The sequence below is a fragment of the Bacteroidota bacterium genome (assembly GCA_017303905.1).
Taxonomy (GTDB): domain Bacteria; phylum Bacteroidota; class Bacteroidia; order B-17B0; family Aurantibacillaceae; genus JAHEYG01.
This window is the reverse complement of sequence record JAFLBH010000001.1, coordinates 1,129,367-1,150,553: the sequence shown is the minus strand read 5'-3', so window position 1 is coordinate 1,150,553 and position 21,187 is coordinate 1,129,367. Positions and strand designations below refer to the sequence as shown.

The 21,187-nt window shown below is 35.7% G+C and carries 17 protein-coding genes; 7 read left to right on the top strand and 10 right to left on the bottom strand.

What is annotated here, in order from left to right:
* Window positions 1-71: 71 nt before the first annotated feature.
* The 7 genes from J0L69_04900 to J0L69_04870 all read left to right on the top strand — a co-directional run bounded on the left by J0L69_04900 (window position 72) and on the right by J0L69_04870 (window position 10,459).
* Window positions 72-3,728, top strand: a complete 3,657-nt coding sequence (locus J0L69_04900) for a gliding motility-associated C-terminal domain-containing protein (protein MBN8692511.1) — start codon at window positions 72-74, stop codon at window positions 3,726-3,728.
* A gap of 148 nt (window positions 3,729-3,876) precedes the next feature.
* The gene (locus tag J0L69_04895) at window positions 3,877-6,726 is read left to right on the top strand and encodes an insulinase family protein (protein ID MBN8692510.1); all 2,850 of its coding nucleotides are present in this window, start codon (window positions 3,877-3,879) and stop codon (window positions 6,724-6,726) included.
* 297 nt (window positions 6,727-7,023) lie between these two features.
* A complete protein-coding gene (gene rplM / locus J0L69_04890; protein ID MBN8692509.1) occupies window positions 7,024-7,482 on the top strand; it encodes a 50S ribosomal protein L13 in 459 nt (152 codons plus the stop codon).
* An 8-nt stretch (window positions 7,483-7,490) separates the two neighbouring features.
* Window positions 7,491-7,877, top strand: coding sequence for a 30S ribosomal protein S9 (rpsI, locus tag J0L69_04885; GenBank protein MBN8692508.1), 387 nt, complete (start codon window positions 7,491-7,493; stop codon window positions 7,875-7,877).
* Between the two features lie 21 nt (window positions 7,878-7,898).
* On the top strand, window positions 7,899-8,747 hold the full coding sequence (gene rpsB / locus J0L69_04880; protein MBN8692507.1) for a 30S ribosomal protein S2: 849 nt from the start codon (window positions 7,899-7,901) through the stop codon (window positions 8,745-8,747).
* 131 nt (window positions 8,748-8,878) lie between these two features.
* Window positions 8,879-9,703 (top strand): elongation factor Ts, encoded by an 825-nt coding sequence (locus tag J0L69_04875; GenBank protein ID MBN8692506.1) that lies wholly within the window; start codon window positions 8,879-8,881, stop codon window positions 9,701-9,703.
* Between the two features lie 48 nt (window positions 9,704-9,751).
* Window positions 9,752-10,459: a UMP kinase gene (locus J0L69_04870; protein ID MBN8692505.1), complete on the top strand. Its 708-nt coding sequence runs from the start codon at window positions 9,752-9,754 to the stop codon at window positions 10,457-10,459.
* Here J0L69_04870 and J0L69_04865 read toward each other — a convergent pair.
* The 10 genes from J0L69_04865 to J0L69_04820 all read right to left on the bottom strand — a co-directional run bounded on the left by J0L69_04865 (window position 10,445) and on the right by J0L69_04820 (window position 21,187).
* A complete protein-coding gene (locus J0L69_04865) occupies window positions 10,445-11,482 on the bottom strand; it encodes a dipeptide epimerase (GenBank protein ID MBN8692504.1) in 1,038 nt (345 codons plus the stop codon). The genes J0L69_04870 and J0L69_04865 overlap by 15 nt on opposite strands.
* A gap of 159 nt (window positions 11,483-11,641) precedes the next feature.
* Window positions 11,642-12,454 carry a methyltransferase domain-containing protein gene (locus tag J0L69_04860; protein ID MBN8692503.1) on the bottom strand — a complete coding sequence of 271 codons (813 nt, stop codon included), beginning with the start codon at window positions 12,452-12,454 and terminating at the stop codon, window positions 11,642-11,644.
* On the bottom strand, window positions 12,454-13,593 hold the full coding sequence (gene rffA / locus J0L69_04855) for a dTDP-4-amino-4,6-dideoxygalactose transaminase (GenBank protein MBN8692502.1): 1,140 nt from the start codon (window positions 13,591-13,593) through the stop codon (window positions 12,454-12,456). The genes J0L69_04860 and rffA overlap by 1 nt, the downstream gene beginning before the upstream one ends.
* On the bottom strand, window positions 13,590-14,321 hold the full coding sequence (locus tag J0L69_04850; protein ID MBN8692501.1) for a GNAT family N-acetyltransferase: 732 nt from the start codon (window positions 14,319-14,321) through the stop codon (window positions 13,590-13,592). The genes rffA and J0L69_04850 overlap by 4 nt, the downstream gene beginning before the upstream one ends.
* Window positions 14,321-15,253: a glycosyltransferase family 2 protein gene (locus J0L69_04845; protein MBN8692500.1), complete on the bottom strand. Its 933-nt coding sequence runs from the start codon at window positions 15,251-15,253 to the stop codon at window positions 14,321-14,323. The genes J0L69_04850 and J0L69_04845 overlap by 1 nt, the downstream gene beginning before the upstream one ends.
* A gap of 171 nt (window positions 15,254-15,424) precedes the next feature.
* On the bottom strand, window positions 15,425-16,510 hold the full coding sequence (locus J0L69_04840; protein MBN8692499.1) for a hypothetical protein: 1,086 nt from the start codon (window positions 16,508-16,510) through the stop codon (window positions 15,425-15,427).
* 254 nt (window positions 16,511-16,764) lie between these two features.
* Window positions 16,765-17,808 carry a pseudaminic acid synthase gene (gene pseI / locus J0L69_04835; protein MBN8692498.1) on the bottom strand — a complete coding sequence of 348 codons (1,044 nt, stop codon included), beginning with the start codon at window positions 17,806-17,808 and terminating at the stop codon, window positions 16,765-16,767.
* Window positions 17,801-18,817: a GNAT family N-acetyltransferase gene (locus J0L69_04830; GenBank protein MBN8692497.1), complete on the bottom strand. Its 1,017-nt coding sequence runs from the start codon at window positions 18,815-18,817 to the stop codon at window positions 17,801-17,803. Before J0L69_04830 ends, pseI begins: the two co-directional genes overlap by 8 nt.
* Complete coding sequence (locus J0L69_04825) at window positions 18,818-19,738, bottom strand: hypothetical protein (GenBank protein MBN8692496.1); 921 nt, start codon at window positions 19,736-19,738, stop codon at window positions 18,818-18,820. It lies immediately after the preceding gene.
* Window positions 19,739-21,187: an MBOAT family protein gene (locus J0L69_04820; protein ID MBN8692495.1), complete on the bottom strand. Its 1,449-nt coding sequence runs from the start codon at window positions 21,185-21,187 to the stop codon at window positions 19,739-19,741.

Genomic DNA, 21,187 nt, shown 5'->3' with positions numbered 1-21,187 from the left:
CTCTAAAATGAGTGAATTTTACTAGGATTTTAGCATTGTTTTTTTAAATTTACAGAGCTAAAACCATTATCATGAGACCAATATTAAAAATTTTTTTAGTATTAGCACTTATTACATTTTTTAATTCCGAGAAAGTATTTTCGCAATCTAATCGTTTAAGATATTTAAGCTACTCTTTTCCTGCTGATTCTTTACGCGGCTTTAATGAAATTTCAGCTAGCAACGCTGCTTTACGCGGAGGATATTTTGGAGTAGAATACAAAGTTTTCATGTATCGTGCAAAACGGAATTTTATTAATAAAAAATACAACTATAGCCCTGCTCCATCAATGGATGAAGTTGCAAAAGGTGTAACACCTGTAATTAATGCAGCTCCTTGTGTAAATGAAGATTTTGAAGCGTCTCCATCCTCTACTTCTACTACTCCTGGAGTTGGATCTGTAGGTACAACTTTGACAGGATGGACAGTTTCTCAAGGACAAAATAACAGTTCCTGTACTATGGGTGGTTGTTGTCCTACTGCGGGCGGTAATGATGTTTGGGTACGTCAAACTCCTTGGGCAACCGGTACTACTATTGGAACCATTCCTAACTCTCCTTTCGGAGGAACGAAAGTATTACAAATGAACGACCAAAATGTTAATCAAGGTGAAGTGGTGCGTATTCAACAAACTTTTCCGGTTACTGCTACGAATGCTTTATTCCGCCTAGCCTACATGGCACAAATGGATGGTTCCGGTCACAATTGTTGCAGTCAACCTTTCCTTAAAATTACTATGCTAAATTGTACTAATGCACCTTTGGCTTGTCCGAGTTTAAGTGTTAACGCACCCGGACCATCATGTGCATCATCTATGCCTAGCGGTTGGTCTACTAATACATCAGGATACTCATACACAACAGCCTGGCAGCTTTATTCCCTTGATTTAACTCCATACATTGGGTCCTGCGTTACTATTCAAATAACAGTTGCCGATTGTGATGCTTGGGGACATCACGGAATGGCTTTCATTGATGCGGTTTGCGACCCAATGAACGTGACTGTTAATAACGTACCGTTTCCGGCAGGTTCCAGTATTGTCGCTGCAGGTGCTTGTGCCGCAACAGCAACAGTTGTTGCTCCTCCCGGACTTGGGCCATATACATGGAACGGTCCAGGTGGTAGTGGTATAACTAATAACCCAAATCAATCTTTTACAACTAGTGTTGGCGGTAACTATACGCTCACCATGAACCCTCCCGGATCTTGTTCTCCAATTACGCGTACGGTTACATTAACCTTTGCGCCTCCACCATTAGCCGGCTTTACAACTGCTAATGTGTGTACAACTTATACTTTAACCAATACAGGGTCGGCAGCACCTGCTATTCAAACTTATTCATTCGCTGGACCCGGTGCCCCTGCTACGTTTACCAGCAATACTGCAACAAGTACTGTATCCTTCCCATCAGCCGGAACTTACACCATTTATCAAGCAGTAGCTAATACTGCCTCATGTGTTGCTAATCATTCATTGGTGGTTAATGTTCCTAACGGTCCGAACCCTGCCTTCACTACACCAAACTATACGCAATGCTTAACAGGTAATGCATTTACATTTAATGCTACAACCGCTACCGGAACTCATACCTATAATTTTTCACCGGCTGCCGGTGCTCCTGCAACAGGAAACACCAATAATTACGGACCGGTAAACTTTACTGCTGCAGGAACCTATACAGTCACTCATACTATTACAGATGCTGGTTGTACCGCACAAACTACATCTGTAGTTGTTCTTAATCCTGATCCAACCCCAACAGCTAATAATACCGGGCCGGTTTGTGTTGGAGGAAGTGTTACTGTTAACTCTACAGGCGGAGGAACCTACAACTGGTCAGGACCTTCAGGATTTACCTCAGCAGCACAAAACAATACATTAACCGGTGTTGCTGTTGCTAATGGCGGAGTATACACAGTTACTGTAACTTTAAATGGATGTTCGGCAACTGCTACAACAAATCTGATTGTTGCTACAGCCACTGCTGCTGCTAATAATACAGGACCTTATTGCGCAGGACAAACCATTCAATTGAATGGTACTGCTGGTGCTACTTATACTTGGACCGGTCCGGGATTCAACTCCAATTTACAGAACCCTACTATTGCCGGTGCTACTACAGCAATGTCTGGTACTTATAATTACACTGTAGATTTTGGCGGATGTCAGGCTAATGGAAGTACATCTGTTACAGTAAATGCATTACCTACACCAACTGCCGCAAATAACGGACCGTTATGTGAAGGTGCTACATTAATGTTAGCTGGAAATCCGGCGGTAACTTATACATGGACTGGCCCTAACTCATTTGGAAGTAACTTGCAAGGCCCGAACATTAATAACGTTACTTTAGCAGCGAACGGTACTTACACATTTGCTGTTACCGATGCAAATAATTGTTCGAATAGCATCACTACCAATGTTGTAATCAATAGTAATCCTACACCTGTTGTGAATAATCCAACACTTTGCGAAAATCAAACTATTAACTTAACAGCTAATGGTGGATCAACTTATAGCTGGAGTGGTCCGGGTGGATTTACATCTAACTTACAAAATCCAACTATTCCAAATGCAACTACTGCAATGTCTGGAGTGTATACTGTTACCGTAACAACTGCAGGCGGATGTGTAAATACTGCAAATGCTAATGTGGCTGTTACACCTGCACCTACTCCTTCCATTGTGACTAATAGTCCAATTTGTATTAATAATGTTTTAATGTTGTCAGCTACCGGCGGTGTAAGTTACCAATGGACAGGCCCTAATGGTTTCTTCTCAAGTATACAAAGTCCAACAGTTAATGCGAATACAACTAACTATTCTGGAACTTATCAAGTAACTGTAACCGATGCGAATGGTTGTTTTGCTACTACTACTGCTACTGCTCTAATTAATCCAAACCCTGTGCCGGCCATTACTTCAGGTCCGAATACAGGTTGCGCTCCATTATGTGTTCAATTTAATGTAACAAGTACTCCAACGGCTGCTACAATGAACTGGAATTTAGGAGACGGTACTGGAGCTGCAGGTTCAACTGCTTCTACGTGCTATTCTGTTACGGGCATTTATACAATTTCGGTTGTTGTTGCAGATGCTGCCGGATGCACAGGAAGCACTACTTATACAGCAGAAGTTTATCCAAAACCTATTGCTGATTTTAACCACGCACCAATTAAACCAATCATTAACATTGATGGTGATGTAGTATTTACGGATGCTTCACATGGTGCAAATATTGTTAGCTGGCAATGGTATTTTATGAATACAGCGCAATACACTTCAACATTACAAAATCCAACATTTTTATATACTGAAGCCGGAACTTATGCTGTTGCATTAGTGGTTAAAAGTGATAAAGGTTGTATTGATACCATTGTAAGACCAATAGTTGTCGGAGAGGATTTCGGATTATACGTTCCTGATGCATTTACACCTAATGCTGATGGCTTAAATGATATTTTCCAACCAAAAGGATTCGGAATTGTAAAATACGAATTGCAAATATTTGATCGTTGGGGTGAAAAGATTTTTGGAACCAAAACATTTGAAGAAGGCTGGGATGGTAAATACCAAGGCAGAGGAGGCAAAACCGTTGCTGATGGCGTTTACACCTGGTTAATTAATGTAACAGATGTGTTTGGAAAAGCACAAGAGTTAAAAGGACATGTTACATTGATAAAATAACGATTTCACGATTCTTTTAAAAAGCCGGCAAAAGCCGGCTTTTTTTATCACCCATAATACGTGAATAATTTCAATTTTAAGATTATTTTAAGGTTTATGTGCTTTGTTCTTCCAAATATGAATTAAATTCGTTCCAACACATACTATTATGAAATCAACTCTATTATTCAAATCTGTTGCTGTAGCCGGCTTGTTGGCTGTTTCATTAACAGGAACTTCTCAATCAAAACCTACTCCACCTAAATTCATTGAGGAAGTAACAAAAAAGGGTGATGAAATTGTTATCCCTTACAAGAAATATTCTTTAGCAAATGGCTTAACTATATTAGTACACGAAGATCACTCAGATCCCGTTGTTTACGTTGATGTCACTTATCACGTGGGTTCGGCGCGTGAGCAGGAAGGACGTTCGGGTTTCGCGCATTTTTTTGAGCACATGATGTTTCAAGGTTCAAAAAATGTAGCCGACGAACAACATTTCAAAATTATTACAGAAGCCGGCGGTACATTAAACGGAACAACAAATACTGATCGCACAAATTATTTTGAAACTGTACCAAGTAACCAATTAGAAAAAATGCTTTGGTTAGAAGCTGATCGAATGGGCTTCCTATTGGATTCAGTGACTCAAAAGAAATTTGAAGTTCAACGCGCGACTGTAAAAAACGAGCGCGGTCAGAGATATGATAACGCGCCATATGGTTTAGTAAGTGAAAAAATCGGTGAAGCACTTTATCCGCAAGGCCACCCGTATAGTTGGACCACCATTGGATATATAGAAGATTTAAATCGTGTTGATGTAAATGATTTGAAACGTTTCTATATGCGTTGGTATGGCCCTAATAATGCCGTTTTGACTGTAGCTGGCGATGTTAATACAGAAGAGGTTGTAAAGCTGGCTGATAAATATTTCGGCAGTATACAACGTGGACCGGAAGTAAAACCTCAAACCGTTGAGCCAGTAAAATTAAATGAAAACCGATACATTCATTATGAGGATAATGTGAAATTCCCAATGATTCGACTTGCGTTTCCTACTGTTGCTGCCAGAAAAGAAGACGATGCTGCATTAGATGTATTAGCTTCTATTTTATCCGGATCTAAAAGCTCTCCATTATACGAAGCATTTATTAAGTCTAAGAAAGCTGTTTCTGCAAATTGCTTTCAGTATAGCCGCGAGTTAGCAGGACAATTTGAATTTATGATTCGTGCAAACGCTACAAACAACTTGGCAGATATTGAAAAGGAATTAAAAACCACTTTAGATAATTGGGAAAAAACAGGAGCAACTGATGAAGACATCGAAAAATTTAAAGCGCGTTTTCAAAGTGATTTATACAATGGATTGTCAACTGTACAAGGAAAGGGTGCTCAGTTAGCCGCTTATTATACTTTCACAGGGGATGGTAATTATCTTAAAAAAGAAATTGAAAGTTATTTAAAAGTTACCAAAGCTGATGTTATGCGCGTTTACAACACCTACATCAAAGGAAAAAATGCGGTGATATTAAGTTGCGTTCCGAAAGGAAAAGGTGATTTAAAAGCACATGATGATACATGGAAAATGTACACCCGTAAAGTTGAAGAAGAAAGTGCAGAGTATAAAAACTTAAGTTACAAAGAACCTAAAGATAACTTCGACAGAAGCAAAATGCCTCAGGCAAAAGCCGCTTCTTTAGTACCGGTACCTGATTATTGGACTGATAAATTATCTAACGGAATAAAAGTAATAGGAGTTAGCAGCAACGACATACCAAAAGTGAATATTTTAGTTAGTATTCCGTTTGGTCACCGTTTTGAACCAAAAGACAAATCCGGTTTAGCTAACATCACAGCCTCGATGATGGAAGAAAGCACAACACTTCATTCATCCGAAGAAATTGAAAAAATGCTTGATAAGTTAGGAAGTAGCGTGTCTGTTAATGCGGGTAATGAAGAAGTCGGCATCAATATTTCTTGTCTAAAAACTAATCTTGATGCTACATTGAAAATTGCTGAAGAAATTATGTTCATGCCGAAGTTTTCCGCCGAAGATTTTGAATTAGTAAAAAAAGAAAAGTTAGATGCGATTGCGCAAATGCAAACCAGTGCGGCTACAATTGCAGGTTTGATTTACAATAAACTTATTTATGGTAATGATCATATCATGAGTGTACCGGCTATCGGAACTTCAGAAACTGTGAGTAGTTTAACATTAGACGATGTAAAGAAATGCTATGAGAATTTTTCTTCTGAGGGAGCATCCATTGCAATAAGTGGAGATGTAAAAAAAGAAGACGTTCTTGCGAAAATGTCATTTGTAACGAAGTTGAAAGCAAATCCGATTGCAAAAACTGTTGAACCCGCAATACCGACTATAAGCAAAACAAAAATTTATTTTGTGGATAAGAAAAACGCTCCGCAGTCAGAAATCAGAATGGGATATATGTCATTACCATATGATGCTACCGGAGAATATTACAAAAACAACATCATGAATTTTGCATTTGCAGGTGCTTTCAATAGCCGCGTTAATTATTTATTACGCGAAATCCGTGGATTTACTTATGGCGTGCGTGGAGGATTTGCGGGTGGAAAATATCCTGGACCATATACTATAAGCGGTGGATTCAGAGCAAACTCTACTGATAGTACTTTAATTGACATGATTTCTGAATTAAAGAAGTACACCGCTAATGGTGTAATAGAAGATGAATTATCGTTTACAAAAAATGCAATGGCTCAATCAGACGCTTTAAAATACGAGTCAGCCTTCCAGAAATTAGGCTTTATTAAGCGCATCTTAGATTTTAACTTAGATAAGAACTATGTTAAACAACAAGGTGATATTTTAAATAACATCACCAAAGCTGATATAGATGCCAGAGCTAAAAAACACCTTCCTTTAGACAATATGTTGATACTGGTTGTGGGCGATAAGGCCACGAACTTTGATAAAGTAAAAGCATTGGGTTATGAGGTTGTTGAGCTCGACCTTAACGGGAATCCGGTAAAATAGCCCATTAATACCATTATTAAGTTAACCCTTGTCTGTTACGGCAAGGGTTATTTTTTGTACCTTTAAGAAAACTACTCGATATGTTACAATTATTTGATTATCAATCATTTGATTATTTTACCATTAAAATTGGACCGATTCGTGTCATTTTTATTGGTTCTGTTTTGAGTAATTTGGCTTTAGTGGGCTTAAATCCCAAGATTAGGCTAAAATATTGCCTCAAAAGTTTGTTCGGGAAAAAAATACTCCTTAAATTTGCAGCCCTTATTTTAGGAAACAAATAAATAATTTGAAACAGTGGACGCATTAAGTTATAAAACTAAGTTTGTTAATCTAGCCAAATCTGAGAAGGATTGGGTATTGGTTGACGCAGAGAACCAGGTAGCAGGTCGTTTGGCCTCTAAAGTGGCGTATTTATTACGCGGAAAGCATAAAACTAGCTTTACCCCACATACCGATAGCGGTACAAATGTGGTTATCATCAACGCCGATAAAATCCGTTTTACCGGTAAAAAATTAACTGATAAGGAATATATCCGTTATACAGGTTATCCGGGTGGTCAGCGTTTTGCTACTCCTAAGTTTTTATTAGGCACAAAACCTACTGAGGTATTGCGTTTAGCAATCCACGGTATGTTACCTAAAAACCGTTTAGGTCGTCGTTTAAATACCAACGTATTTATTTACGCAGGTACTGAACACAACCAAGAGGCTCAACAGCCAAAGAAAATTGATTTAAGTACTATTAAAGCTTAATAATAAGAATGGAAGTAATTAACACATCAGGACGCAGAAAAACTTCAGTTGCTCGCGCTTACATTACAAAAGGTAAAGGCAATATCGAAGTAAACGGTAAAGATTATAAAGTATATTTCTCTACTCCTACTTTGCAGTATTACGTAACTCAAGCCTTAAACATCGCAAAGGTGAATGGCGAGTACGACATTAAAGCAAACGTAAAGGGTGGTGGAATTACCGGTCAGGCTCAAGCTATCCGTTTAGCTATTGCTAAAGCTTTGGTTGAAATCAATGAAGAGTACAAAAAAGATTTAAGAGCGGAAGGTTTAATGACCCGCGACCCTCGTATGGTTGAACGTAAGAAATTCGGTCAGAAGAAAGCTCGTCGTCGCTTCCAATTCAGCAAACGTTAATATTTTAATAAGAGAAAAGAAATGTCAAGAACATCATTTAACGAATTACTTGAAGCAGGTGCTCACTTTGGTCACCTTAAACGTAAGTGGAACCCTGCAATGGCTCCGTACATTTATGCAGAAAAAAACGGTATCCATATTATCGATTTAAATAAAACCGTTGCTAAGATAGACGAAGCAGCTAACGCACTTAAGCAAATTGCGCGCTCAGGTAAGAAAGTATTATTTGTTGCTACAAAAAAACAAGCTAAAGATATCGTTGCAGAGAGAATCAAACCTCTTAACATGCCATATGTAACTGAGCGTTGGCCAGGCGGTATGTTAACCAACTTCGCAACAATCCGTAAGTCAATTCGCCGTATGGCTCAAATTGATAAGATGACTACTGACGGAACTTTCAGCAGTATTTCTAAAAAAGAACGTTTACAAATTTCTCGTGAGCGCGCTAAATTAGAAATCCAGTTCGGTTCAATCGCAGATTTATCTCGTTTACCTGCTGCATTGTTTATTGTTGATATTACTAAAGAACATATCGCTGTTAAAGAAGCGAAACGTTTAAATATCCCAACTTTTGCTATCGTTGATACTAATTCAAATCCGAATGAAGTAGACTACGCTATTCCTGCTAACGATGATGCTTCAACTTCTATTGCATACATTATTGACTTAATGGGCGCTGCAATTAAGGAAGGTTTAGCTGAACGTAAAATGGATAAAGAAGCTCAAGCTGCAGAAGAAAAAGATTCTAAGGAAGAATCAAAACATGAAGCTGAAGAATTGGCAGCCGGTCTTAAGTTCAAAAACACTGAAGAAGAAGAAGGCGATAAAGGCGGAAAACGTCCTCGTAAAAGAGTGACCGCAAAAAAATAATTTAATTTTAAATTAATTAAACGGTCATTCTGGCAACAGACTGACCGTTTTTTTTGAATAAATCAGAGTGAATTCACTCTAAAGAATAAACTGAATCAAGAAATATTAAATAACAAATAAAGAATAAAATTATGGCTATCACAGCAGCAGATGTAAACAAATTACGCCAACAAACCGGTGCCGGTATGATGGATTGCAAAAAAGCATTAGAAGAAAGCAATGGCGATTTCGAACAAGCAGTTGATTTCTTAAGAAAAAAAGGCGCGAAAGTGGCCGCTAACCGTCAGGATCGTGACGCAAAAGAAGGTGTTGTTCTTGCAAAAGTAAACGGAACAGGTAAACAAGGTGTTTTAGTAAGCGTAAACTGTGAGACAGATTTCGTTGCTAAGAATGCTGACTTTATCGCTTTCGCAGAAACAGTTACTCAAATTGCATTAGATAAAGCGCCTGCTAACGCGGATGCTTTAAAGGCTTTACCATTCGACAACAACATTACCATTGGCGATAAGTTCATGGAGCAAGTTGGTAAAATTGGTGAGAAAATTGATATCGGATATTACAGCACTATCACTGCAGAAAAAGTAGTTGCTTACAATCACCCGGGTAACCGCTTAGCAGTTGTTGTTGGTTTCAACCAAAACATTGATGATGAAGCAGCGAAAAACGTAGCGATGCAAACTGCGGCAATGGCTCCTGTAGCAGTTGATAAAAATGATGTTGATACTGCAACTTTAGAGCGCGAATTAGAAATTGCTCGTGAAACAACTCGTCAAGAAGGTAAGCCTGAAGACATGGTTGAGAAAATTGCTCAAGGTAAATTAAATAAGTTCTACAAAGAATCTACTTTATTGAACCAAGAATACATTAAGGATAACAAAATGACAATTCGTCAATACTTGCAAAGCTTAAACAAAGATTTAACCGTTACAAGCTTCAAGCGTTTCTCATTATCTTAATAAATTTAAATCCCGACATTGAGTCGGGATTTTTTTTAACCCATATTTATGAAATATAAAAGAGTACTTTTAAAACTAAGCGGTGAAGCCTTAATGGGAAATAAAGGCTTCGGAATTGATCAGGAAAGATTATTGACCTACGCTAAGGAAATTAAAACAGCACACGCTAACGGTTGTCAGATTGCTATTGTAATTGGCGGCGGAAATATTTTCAGAGGCATTCAGGCTGAAAAAGGCGGCATGGATCGCGTTCATGGAGATTACATGGGAATGCTTGCTACCGTAATTAACTCAATGGCGATTCAATCGGCGTTGGAAGGATTGGGCGTTGAAACCCGATTACAAAGCGCTATTAAAATGGAACAGATTTGTGAGCCATTCATCAGAAGAAAAGCCGTTCGTCATTTAGAAAAAAACCGAGTTGTGATTTTTGGTGCAGGAACAGGTAATCCATATTTCACTACTGATACTGCAGCCACTTTACGCGCGATTGAAATTGAAGCAAACGTTATTTTAAAAGGTACACGTGTTGATGGTATTTATACCGCCGATCCTGAAAAAGATAAAAACGCAGTTAAATACGATACGATAAAATTCGAAGAAGTTTACGATAAAGGTTTAGAGGTAATGGACATGACCGCATTTACCCTTTGCAAAGAAAACGGATTACCAATTATTGTGTTCGACATGAACAAACCCGGTAATCTTCAGAAATTATTAAGCGGAGATAAAGTTGGAACTTTAGTTGAAGTTTAATACTTCAATAGGCTTAGCTCCTATTCCAACATCATTAGAGAGAAGAACCTCTCCGGAATTATAAGTAACCCCTGCGAAGGGGTTATTTTTTATAAGTAAAGGACCATCTAAATCAATCCAATTTACTTCAGAGGAAATTTGTGCAGCAGCAGAAATGGCGCAGGAACTTTCGGTCATACAACCGAGATTTATTTTTAACCCTTCTTTCTTAGCGGCTTTAATTATTTTAACTGCTTCAAACAAACCTGTACACTTCATCAGTTTAATATTAATTCCGCTGAAGCAATCTTTTACTGTATCTAAATCCGATAAACGTTTAAAACTTTCGTCGGCGATAATTGGCAAAGTAGAATGACTCGTTAACCAAGCCATATCACTTAAGTTCTCTTTTGGCATTGGTTGTTCAACAAATAGAACATTTTTATCTTCCAGCCATTTTACCATTTCAAGTGCTTTATTCTTTTCGGTCCAACCCTGATTCACATCAACTACCATTGGCTTATCTGAAATTTGCCTGATAGTAGAGATTATCCCTTTATCATCATCATGGCCAAGTTTAATTTTTAAAATATTGAAACCAGAGAACTCATCCAGTTTTTGCGAAATCAAATTTAAATCGCCAATACTAATTGTTACAGAAGTATTTTTAGCCGTGGGCTTAGGTAAATTAAAATACTCATAAACCGTTTTGTTTTGTGCTTTAGAAAGTAAATCACATAGAGCTATATCTATTCCTGCTTTTGCAGCATTATTATTATTCTGAATGTGGTCGATTGAATTTAAAATCTCTTCGTGATCTGAATCAAGATTAAAATTCATCAACACATCCTTAGCCTTCTTGTAGAATTTAGTTACTGAGTCATGCGATTCGCCCAAATACGGAGGTAACGATGCTTCCCCATAACCAATGAAACCATCACACTCCAATTTTGTAAATACAACATCCGTTTTTGTACGAGTACCGTACGATAAGCCAAAAGGGTGAATGAAGTTAAGCGAATATGGAGTAAATGTTAGTTTCAAAATAATTCTATTAATTTTTTAGCGTCTTACGGATGTGCCACAGGAAATTTTGAAAGGATTTGAGTAAAACGAAAAATTTTGACTCTGCTGATACTTTCGATAAAAAATAATAGAATCTATGTGTAAGAAAAAATTATTTTTTTTAAGGTGAAGTATAATCTAAACTTTAAACACCCCAAAACAGCTACCGCCATTCATCATAGTTCCATTACTAAGCCTTTTAAGCTCGTAATTATGTAAGACTGAAAAAACACTTGAAACAATTTTTGAAGGCGACAATTGCTTCATTTCTGAATCAAGGATCTCTTTATTCACGCGTTTACCCCTTATTTTATAAGGTAAATGTTTTAAGAAATAAGTAATTGGAGGCACATAAAAAAAGAAGTAAGAAGAAAAAACTAATTCAAGATCAGTTTTAATTGCCAATTCCTTAATCATTTTTAAATTATAACGCCTGAAATGTCCGCCGAAATCATCAGCATCCGACCATAAATAATTATGCGCCGGAACAGTCATATATATTAAACTTCCCTTTGGTAATTTGCTTCTTAACTCGGTTAAAAATTTTACGTCATCATCAATATGCTCAACCACGTCAAAAAGTCCAACTGCATCAATATTTTTTTGCACAAAATCGAAATATTGAAATGGTATATTATAAACATTTTTAAGACCTCGTGCCTTAGCATTTAAACAACCTTCATAGCCTGGTTCGAGAAAAAAAACATCTGATGAGCTAAAGTTTTCCGCCAAAAAACTAGCTTGAAAACCATTTCCTCCACCAATATCAACAAAATTCTTTTTAAAAGGAAAACGCTTGATTACTGTTTTAATTACATTATTGCGGTGTTGAAACCAAAAGCTCTTCTCTTCTACATCCAATAATGATTTGTTTCCCTCATTCGGATATGATACGGCAATGACATCTTCCGATATCCAGATACCATTCGTATCAAGCTTTAGTTGCTTCATCACATTTTGAGTTCTGTATAAAAATCATGAATTGCTTCGCATACAAAATTAATTTCTGCCTCAGTTAACTCATAATAAAATGGTAAACGTACCAAACAATCCGAAAATCGATCACAGTTTGGCAAATCAACCAACTTATTTTCCTTCAGATAAAAAGGACTTTTATGAAGTGAAAGATAATGAAAGACTGCATGTATATTTCTATGCTTCAAAAAATCGATAAGTTGACCTCTAATATGAAGTGATTCGCAGACAATATAAAACATATGCGCATTGTTTGTCGTATAATCTTCAATCAATGGGAATTCTAAACATCCTTTCTCTACTAAAGGTTTCAAATTTTCATAGTACTTATTCCAAATATGTTTTCGTTTAATTTGGATTTCATTCAAGTGTTCTAATTGCGCGTACAAAAAAGCAGCAATTATATCGGAGGGTAAAAAAGATGACCCTATGTCTACCCAGCCATATTTATCAATCTCTCCTCTAAAAAATTGGGAGCGGTTGGTTCCCTTTTCTCTGATAATTTCTGCGCGGGTAATGTACTCCGAATTATTAATAACAAGCATTCCGCCTTCGCCTGAAATTATATTTTTAGTTTCATGAAAAGAGAAAGCGGCTAAATGTCCTATCGAACCCAATGGTTTCCCTTTATAATAGCTATCAATCGCTTGAGCCGCATCCTCAACCACATACAAATTATACTTATTAGCGATAGCCATAATTTTATCCATATCGCATGCAAAACCGGCGTAATGCACCGGCACAATAACTTTTGTATTTTTAGTTATCAGCGCTTCAATCTTATCGGCATCAATATTCGGATTGTTTATATAGCTATCACAAAACACAATTTTAGCGCCGCGTAAAACAAATGCGTTAACAGTGCTTACAAAAGTGTATGATGGCGCGATAACTTCATCACCCGGCTTTATATCCAATAAAATTGCAGCCATTTCCAAAGCATCCGTACAAGATGTGGTAAGTAAAACCTTCTTGAAGTTATATTGCTCTTCAAAAAATTGATGGCACTTCTTTGTATAAACACCATCTCCTGAAATTTTCAGGTTATTTACGGCATCCTTTATGTAATCTGTTTCTCGACCTACTAAGTAGGGTTTATTGAAGGTGATTTTCATTTTGATAACCATTTATGAAATGTAACAAATGAATTAGATATTTTAAACCCTAAACCACTGAATGATCTATTCACCGGATAATTCGTGATTAGAACATTATGCTCAACCCATTCACAATTATTCTCACGCGCCCAATTAATTCCGGCAACTGTAATTTCTTGAAAAACATTTTTGTTTCTATACTCAGGGTCAACAGCCCCAATACCACCGGCCGCGTATTTATTGTCAGATTCATATATCTTATGAGACAAGAATCCTGCAACGCATCCATCTATTTCCGCAACAAGAATATTATCCGCAACTTGCTTATCAAATGATCGAACTATCCAATCACTATAAATTTCATTACATTTTTCTGAGTCCAGTCTCTTATCTGCCGAATAATGTCCATAATCTTTAAAAGACTTTTTAGCGATATCAAATAGCACATTCCTATCTGACAATTCGGCATTTCGTATCTTCGCATTAACTGCCGGAGTAAATGGGGAGTGATTAGGTAACGTAAATTTATAGGTAACTTGGATATCTTTAATTTCAAAACCGTGCTGTTCTAATTCATTAATTAACTTAATATCATTGGCGTTTACTTTTGAGATAATCAAATTATAGTTGTTAGATTTTAATATTTTAAGCATATCGAAGATTGGGTAATTAAACTCATTAATCTTCGCAATATTAAATCCAAATCTCTCTGTATCTAACTTGCTATGATACTTTATAAAATCCATTATAAATTAACTTGCTCTTCAATAATAAATCGTTGTCTGTTCTTAACTTGAACAGACATCTTTCCAACATAAGATCCAACTATTCCAATGAACAACGTTGTAATGCCAATATTAAAGGATATTAGTAATATTAACGAAGTAAATCCCACCACTTTTACATAATCACAAAAATATAGCACTAAATATCCTAAACCTAACGCGAATGATAAAACAGAAACCATAATTCCGAACTTTAAACACAATCTTAATGGTTTATCTGAAAAAGAAATAATCATGTTAAATGCCAAGTTCACAAGTTTAGGTAATGTATAACTTGATTGCCCAACTCTTCTTGCCTCATGCTTTGTATCTAAATAGGTCCTTTTAAATCCAACCCATTGTACCAAAATTGGAAAAACCCGAATAGAATCGCCCATCTTTAACACCTCCTGAATAACCTTACGATGGTAAATTCCAAAATTTGCAGCTCCCGCGTCTTGCTTTGTTTCCGTTAAATACGAAAACATTCTGTAAAATATTTTTGAATTTGCCTTTTTAATTAAACTATCCTGACGATCCTTTCTTCTGGCATGAACCAAATAATAACCCTCTTGTGCCTTTCTATATAGATTTGGAATCTCTTCCGGAACATCTTGCAAATCACAATCCATAACAACTACCCATTTCCCTTTGCTGTTTTCAAGTCCCGCAGTAATCGCATTATGTTGTCCGAAATTTCTACTAAGTTTAATCCCCTTTACAAATTTATGTTTTTTACAATTTTCCAAAATCTTTTCCCAGCTGCCATCCTGTCCATTATCTTCAACTAAAATAATTTCGAAATTCGAAGTAATTTCATTAACAGACTTTGCGATTCTATCCACCAGCTCATCAATAATTAATTCCGCATTATATACCGGACTAACAATAGATATTTCAATTTCGCTATTCATAGTATTTACAATATATTAATAATGTTCTAAAAAAACAAAGCTAAGACGGATAGTTTTAAGAATAACTGCTCCTTTGTTCTATTCTGATTACGCAACCAACCTTATTCGCCGCAGATAGCATACACGCTAAACGGTTTTACACTTAGACCCACAAGTAAATAAAAATAACAACTAATTAATTTTCGCTTCAAGGCTATTAAAAAACTTATAATCACGGTAGGTATAATTTGTCATACCGACCATTTTATAATAATCTAATACTTCAGTTCTTAATGCAAGATTAAGTTTATCCTTTAATTGATTTTTAGTTGTAGCGCATATATTATTAAAAACACTTCCTTGTATAGGAAAATTTGCCTGACCTAATGGAAATACAATTGTTTTAAACCCCCAAAATATTCTTTCAAAAACGAGCGTGGAATAAAGAGAGACAACAACATCTGCATTTCTGAATAACTGCACATTTGGCTTATTCAAATCGGCATACTCAAACGAAACTGAAAAAGAATCGTAATATTTACGCGTGCGCACTAGATTAGCTTTTTCGATTGGATGTAAAAACAGAATCAATTTATACATCGGATTTTCTTTGACAAAATCAATTAAATTCAACAATAACTCGCGTTCATATTCATCAGCATTGGGCAAATCCATTGTGTCAATTTCCTTGCGATACCACATGCCGCTTGAATAAAACCCCACAGTATTTTTTGTTGTATCCCTATTATCTGAAACATATAAATGCTCGATCGAAAATGAATTCTCAGGTATCCAATGCTGAATGTTTTTTACATGCATTGTTGATTGATACGATTGATACTCTTCCTCCTGATAACGAAAACAAAAACTTAAGCTATCAGCTACAATAGTTGTATTTAAAAATTGTAAAGGCACTTCAGAAGGAATTTTGTTTACTTCAATTCCGTTATTCATGAGTGCGTAAGCCATAAGATTTGAATCTGTCTCGTAAATACAAAAAAAATGAAGCTTGGTAATCGAATGTCTCTTTATCAACAAAAACATTCCCACAGCCTCCATGGTACACAGCAAGTGATAAGGAACCTTCATTTTATTCTTCTTTAATAAAGACAGAAGAACCACAAAGGGCGTCGCGAAAACCAGATGCACCATGAAAAGCAACTTAACAAAAACAGGCATGCTACTAATCAAATCCTCTCTACTTACATACAGCCTCACCTTGTCGCCGGACAAACGGCTTATATACTCCAATCGTTTTTCTTTTATCTGCTTGCTCACATCAAAAATCGCAACACTAGCGCTCTTATCGTATATACAAGGGCTCGATTTCTTAAATAGATTGAATAGAATAATTTTTATGACACGAAAACTTATAAGCCAATCCGCTGGAGCACTTATGGCAAAACGATACGTAATTCTATTGTAAAGGGATTCTGAAGCGTGTTTTAATATCACGTTGCTAAGGGGAAACCCGAACACTTCATAGAGAAACGAATGTAAATAGTAAATATGAACCCTAAACAAACCCAACACTAAATGATGTTATCCTTTAATAACGGCTGACCCTTTTTTAAATCGCACTTTGCCTTTTTCCCAATCACAAATTCATAATACTTTGGCTCCATACCCAAAGCCGGACGAATTACCCTAATGTTCTCTTGTGTAATCAATTCGCCTTCCTTAATGTCTTCGGAAACATAAATTGAACGCTTAAACTGTAATGATTTCCTTTCTGCCTCCTGCACCCCGATAAAATCGGAACCTAAAGCAAGAAACGCACGTTCAGATTCAATGACTAAAGATTTTAATTCTTCCGGCTCTAATGAAAATGCACTATCCACTCCTCCATCCGCTCTTCTTAAAGTAAAATGCTTTTCAATAACACGTGCACCTAAAGCAACAGCCGCAACAGAAGCACCAACTCCCATGGTGTGATCAGATAATCCAATTGTAACATTGAAAATTTTCTTAAGACGAGGTATCGCATTTAAATTAGTGTTTTCAGGAGTTGCAGGATAAGTACTGGTGCATTTCAATATTATTAAATTTTTACACCCTGCTTCTTTCAAAACATTAACACTCTCTGTAATATCTTCCAGTGTAGAAACTCCGGTAGACATAATAATAGGTTTACCGGTTTTGGCTACTTTCTTTAATAATGGATGATGTGTATTTTCAAATGACGCGATTTTATAAGCCGGTACATTTAATGTTTCTAAAAAATCAACAGAGGTCTCATCGAAAGGAGAACTAAATGCCAGCATTCCTTTTTCTTTAGCGCGATCAAATATTGGCTTATGCCATTCCCATGGGGTGTACGCCATTTTATATAAATCGTGAAGCTCTTTCCCCTTCCACAAAGAATTTTCATCCGTAATAGTATAAGCACCCTTCATTGTAATAGTATCTGCTGTGTAGGTTTGCAGTTTAAGCGCGTGGGCTCCTGCTTCTGCAGCCGCGTCAACTAAAGCCAATGCTCTATCAAGTGATTGATTATGATTGCCACTCATTTCCGCAATGATAAATGGTTTACAATTTTCACCAATTTCAAAGTGACCGATCTTAAAATTATTCATGCTTTAATATAAGTTTATATGCTAGTGAATCATGAATCATCTCTGAATTTAAAATCCGAAATCCTGCATTCTGAAATGATTTTAATGAAGCTTTATTTGTTTCTTTAATGTAAGCGATAATTTGCTTTTGATGAGTTAATTTGAAATACTCCTGTGTTGCCAAAACCAGCATTTTAGTTGCGAAGCCATATCCACGATAGTTTTGATCAATTGAAATTCCAATCACACACTCTTCACGCTTTTGTATTCTAACCTGACCGCATGGAGAATTATTGAAAAGAAACATCAGCAAATAGGAGTTATCATCTCTTATTACTTGATTAAACCACTTTACGTGTTCATCATATGAAATTAAATCCTTCTTAAAAGAATTCTCACGAACAAGAGTATCGTTTGCCCAATTAAAATACAAGTCCACCTCCTTTTCAGTAGCCCTTTTAAATTCTAAAAATGGTAGTGATAAATTATGAATTAATACATCAACAAAAATATTATTTATGAGTATTGACTTTGGAATTCGTTGTTTCAGTACAAAACCTGCTCGATCTAATGCGACATATAACTTTGGACGAAGATCATAAGCATAGGTGTAAATCTCTCTTAAATTTAAATATACATTAGCGAACTGTTTAATTAACTGCAAGTACGATGTCCAATCATTTATGAATAAATCGGAGTCCTTACTTCTTGCAGTTTCCGTAAGAAAAGAAATTTCAGCTGTTCTTAATTCCCAATCAATATGAACTAATCCACCATATCCAATTAGCTTGTCTTCATACAAAACGCTGAATAAATATTGCTTAGGGTAATCTTCTGTAAATAGTTTTGCAACTACATCCCTAAAGTATTCTTGCTGATTCTCCTTGGTTAGTGGTTTTGACTGGCGCAATACATCAATTTGTTGATTCCGCCAATTCATAATATCATACTTATCTCGATCTCTGATTACAATTAATTTATAATTATTGAAACTAATTGACTTAAACAAAATGTTTTTATACGTACTCATTTAGAGTTTTGTTATAAGATTTTGTGTATAAATAGTCGCACCTGCACCATTTAAATGATCAATATTAGCGAAACATGTATCCGGCAATTTTGTTTGATATCGAATAACCGTAGTGCCAAACTTATCTTGCATTTCTTTTATAACCTCTTCATAATCTTCCTTAAATTCCAAATCATAGAATTCTCCTAACTTAAAAGTTGGTATTTCTATAATTTTAAACTTAATATTTCTGTTTCGAAGAGAATTTAATAAATTAAATAATGTGTGTTTCTTCTTCATGCTAAAATCAGATTCGAGGTAATGCGTGTAAAGGCTTTTTGTTTTCATATAAATTGAGTCGTTAAACTGTCCCTTATTTAAAATGAATCCTTTATTCTTGCGCACACTGGTTTTTATTTCCTTTTCTACTAAGTCAGGAACCGGCTTAGACTTAAATGAGTAGCTAAAAGCTTGCTCTCGTTTAACTTTAATGTAAGTTATTAAATTCATTCTTCCAGCCAAATATCTTTCAGGAATTGCACGAATGGTTAAAAATTCATTTAATGGATAAAATTCCCAGGCATCCGATGAAATATCCGAAAAACTATTCAGACATACATTCAATACAACCAAATCAGGAGCTTTTGTGCAATGCTCCAAATAATCTTGAATTAAAAATTCCTGAAAATAAGGACCGGAGGTGGCAATACTTAACAATGCTACTCTTTTTTGAATAGAATCAAAAATACGAGTATTAATTCCCGAATAAACATAAGAAGATCCAACAAATAAATAATCCAAACTATCCAATTTCATTATTTCCTGTAGTTGCATTCTTTGTTTATTTATTTCAACTGTTGGTTGCTTAACAAAAGACAGTGATATGATAAATGCCGAGCAAATGCTACCTACGATTATCATATTAATTACAATTTTCTTCAATTAAAACTGGAAATAAATAAATTGTACCTTGTTTAGATAGCCAAAGAAAAAAATAATTAATATGGCAAACGTATAAGATAATCTTCGAAGAACCGAAGAATTATAAAATACTTGTAATATAGTTTTATGATTACGTAATACTTCAAATAAGAAAAATAAGAGAACAGCAAACAAAAGCAGTTTAACTTGATTAATATTAAAATCTCTTAAACCCGACAAATCTAAAGAAATGCCATAATCCCATTGGAACAGATGCACAATACCATTAAAGATTATTTTATATGCCGCAATAAGATCTGATATATCCGTTATCCTAAATGCCATCCAAGTCAATATGATTACACTGAAATTAGCGCCCCATTTGCTGATTACGACAACTAAATTCTTACCGTTTACTTTTGAACTTATATTAAACATATTTTCAAAAGTAACCAATGCGCCGTGCATGGCACCCCAAACAATAAAATTCCAACTTGCTCCGTGCCAAAAACCACTAAGCACAAATACAATAAATACATTTAAATAATTTCTTAATTTACTTACCCTATTCCCACCCAATGGAACATATACGTAGTCACGAAACCATGTTGATAACGAAATGTGCCATCGGGTCCAAAAATCTTTAATACTTACAGAAAAATATGGGTTATTGAAGTTCTTCATTAAATCAAATCCCATAACCTTAGCCGAGCCTAAAGCAATATCGGAATAGCCTGAAAAATCTGCATAAATTTGAACTGTAAAAAAAAGTCCTCCCACTATTAAGGTTAACATACTTTGATTGCTTACGTTATTAAAAACATAATCGCTAGCTATAGAAACATTATCGGCAATCACAACCTTTTTTAAAAAACCCAGTAACATCCATCTGGCTCCAAGAATAAAATTATCGCTTTTAAAATATTTCCTTTCATGAAACTGATGCAACACGTTTTGCGGTCTTTCAATTGGCCCGGCTACAAGTTGGGGATAGAACATCACATAAAGTGCATATATGCCAAAATGCTTCTCCGACTTTTGATTACCTCTATAAACCTCTATTGTATAGCTAATAGCCTGAAAAGTATGAAAGGATAAACCAATTGGTAATAAAATATCAAGAATTGGTAACCTTTGATCTATAGATAAGGAATTAAAAATCTGCTGTAAGTTGAAACTTAAAAAATTAAAATACTTAAAGAAAACCAGAATACCAATGTTAGATATAATACTCAGAACAAGTAGTAATTTTCTTTGTTTTTGGCTTTTTGCTCTTTCAATATAAATTCCCGCAAAGTAATCTATAATAATAGTGAATAATAAAATAAGTATATAAACCGGCTTAAAGTACATGTAAAAATAACAGCTTGCCAACAACAAGAGCATCCACCTATACTTATGCGGGATAACATAAAACAAAAATGTTACAAGAGGGAAAAACAATAAAAATTCAAGAGAATTAAAAAGCAT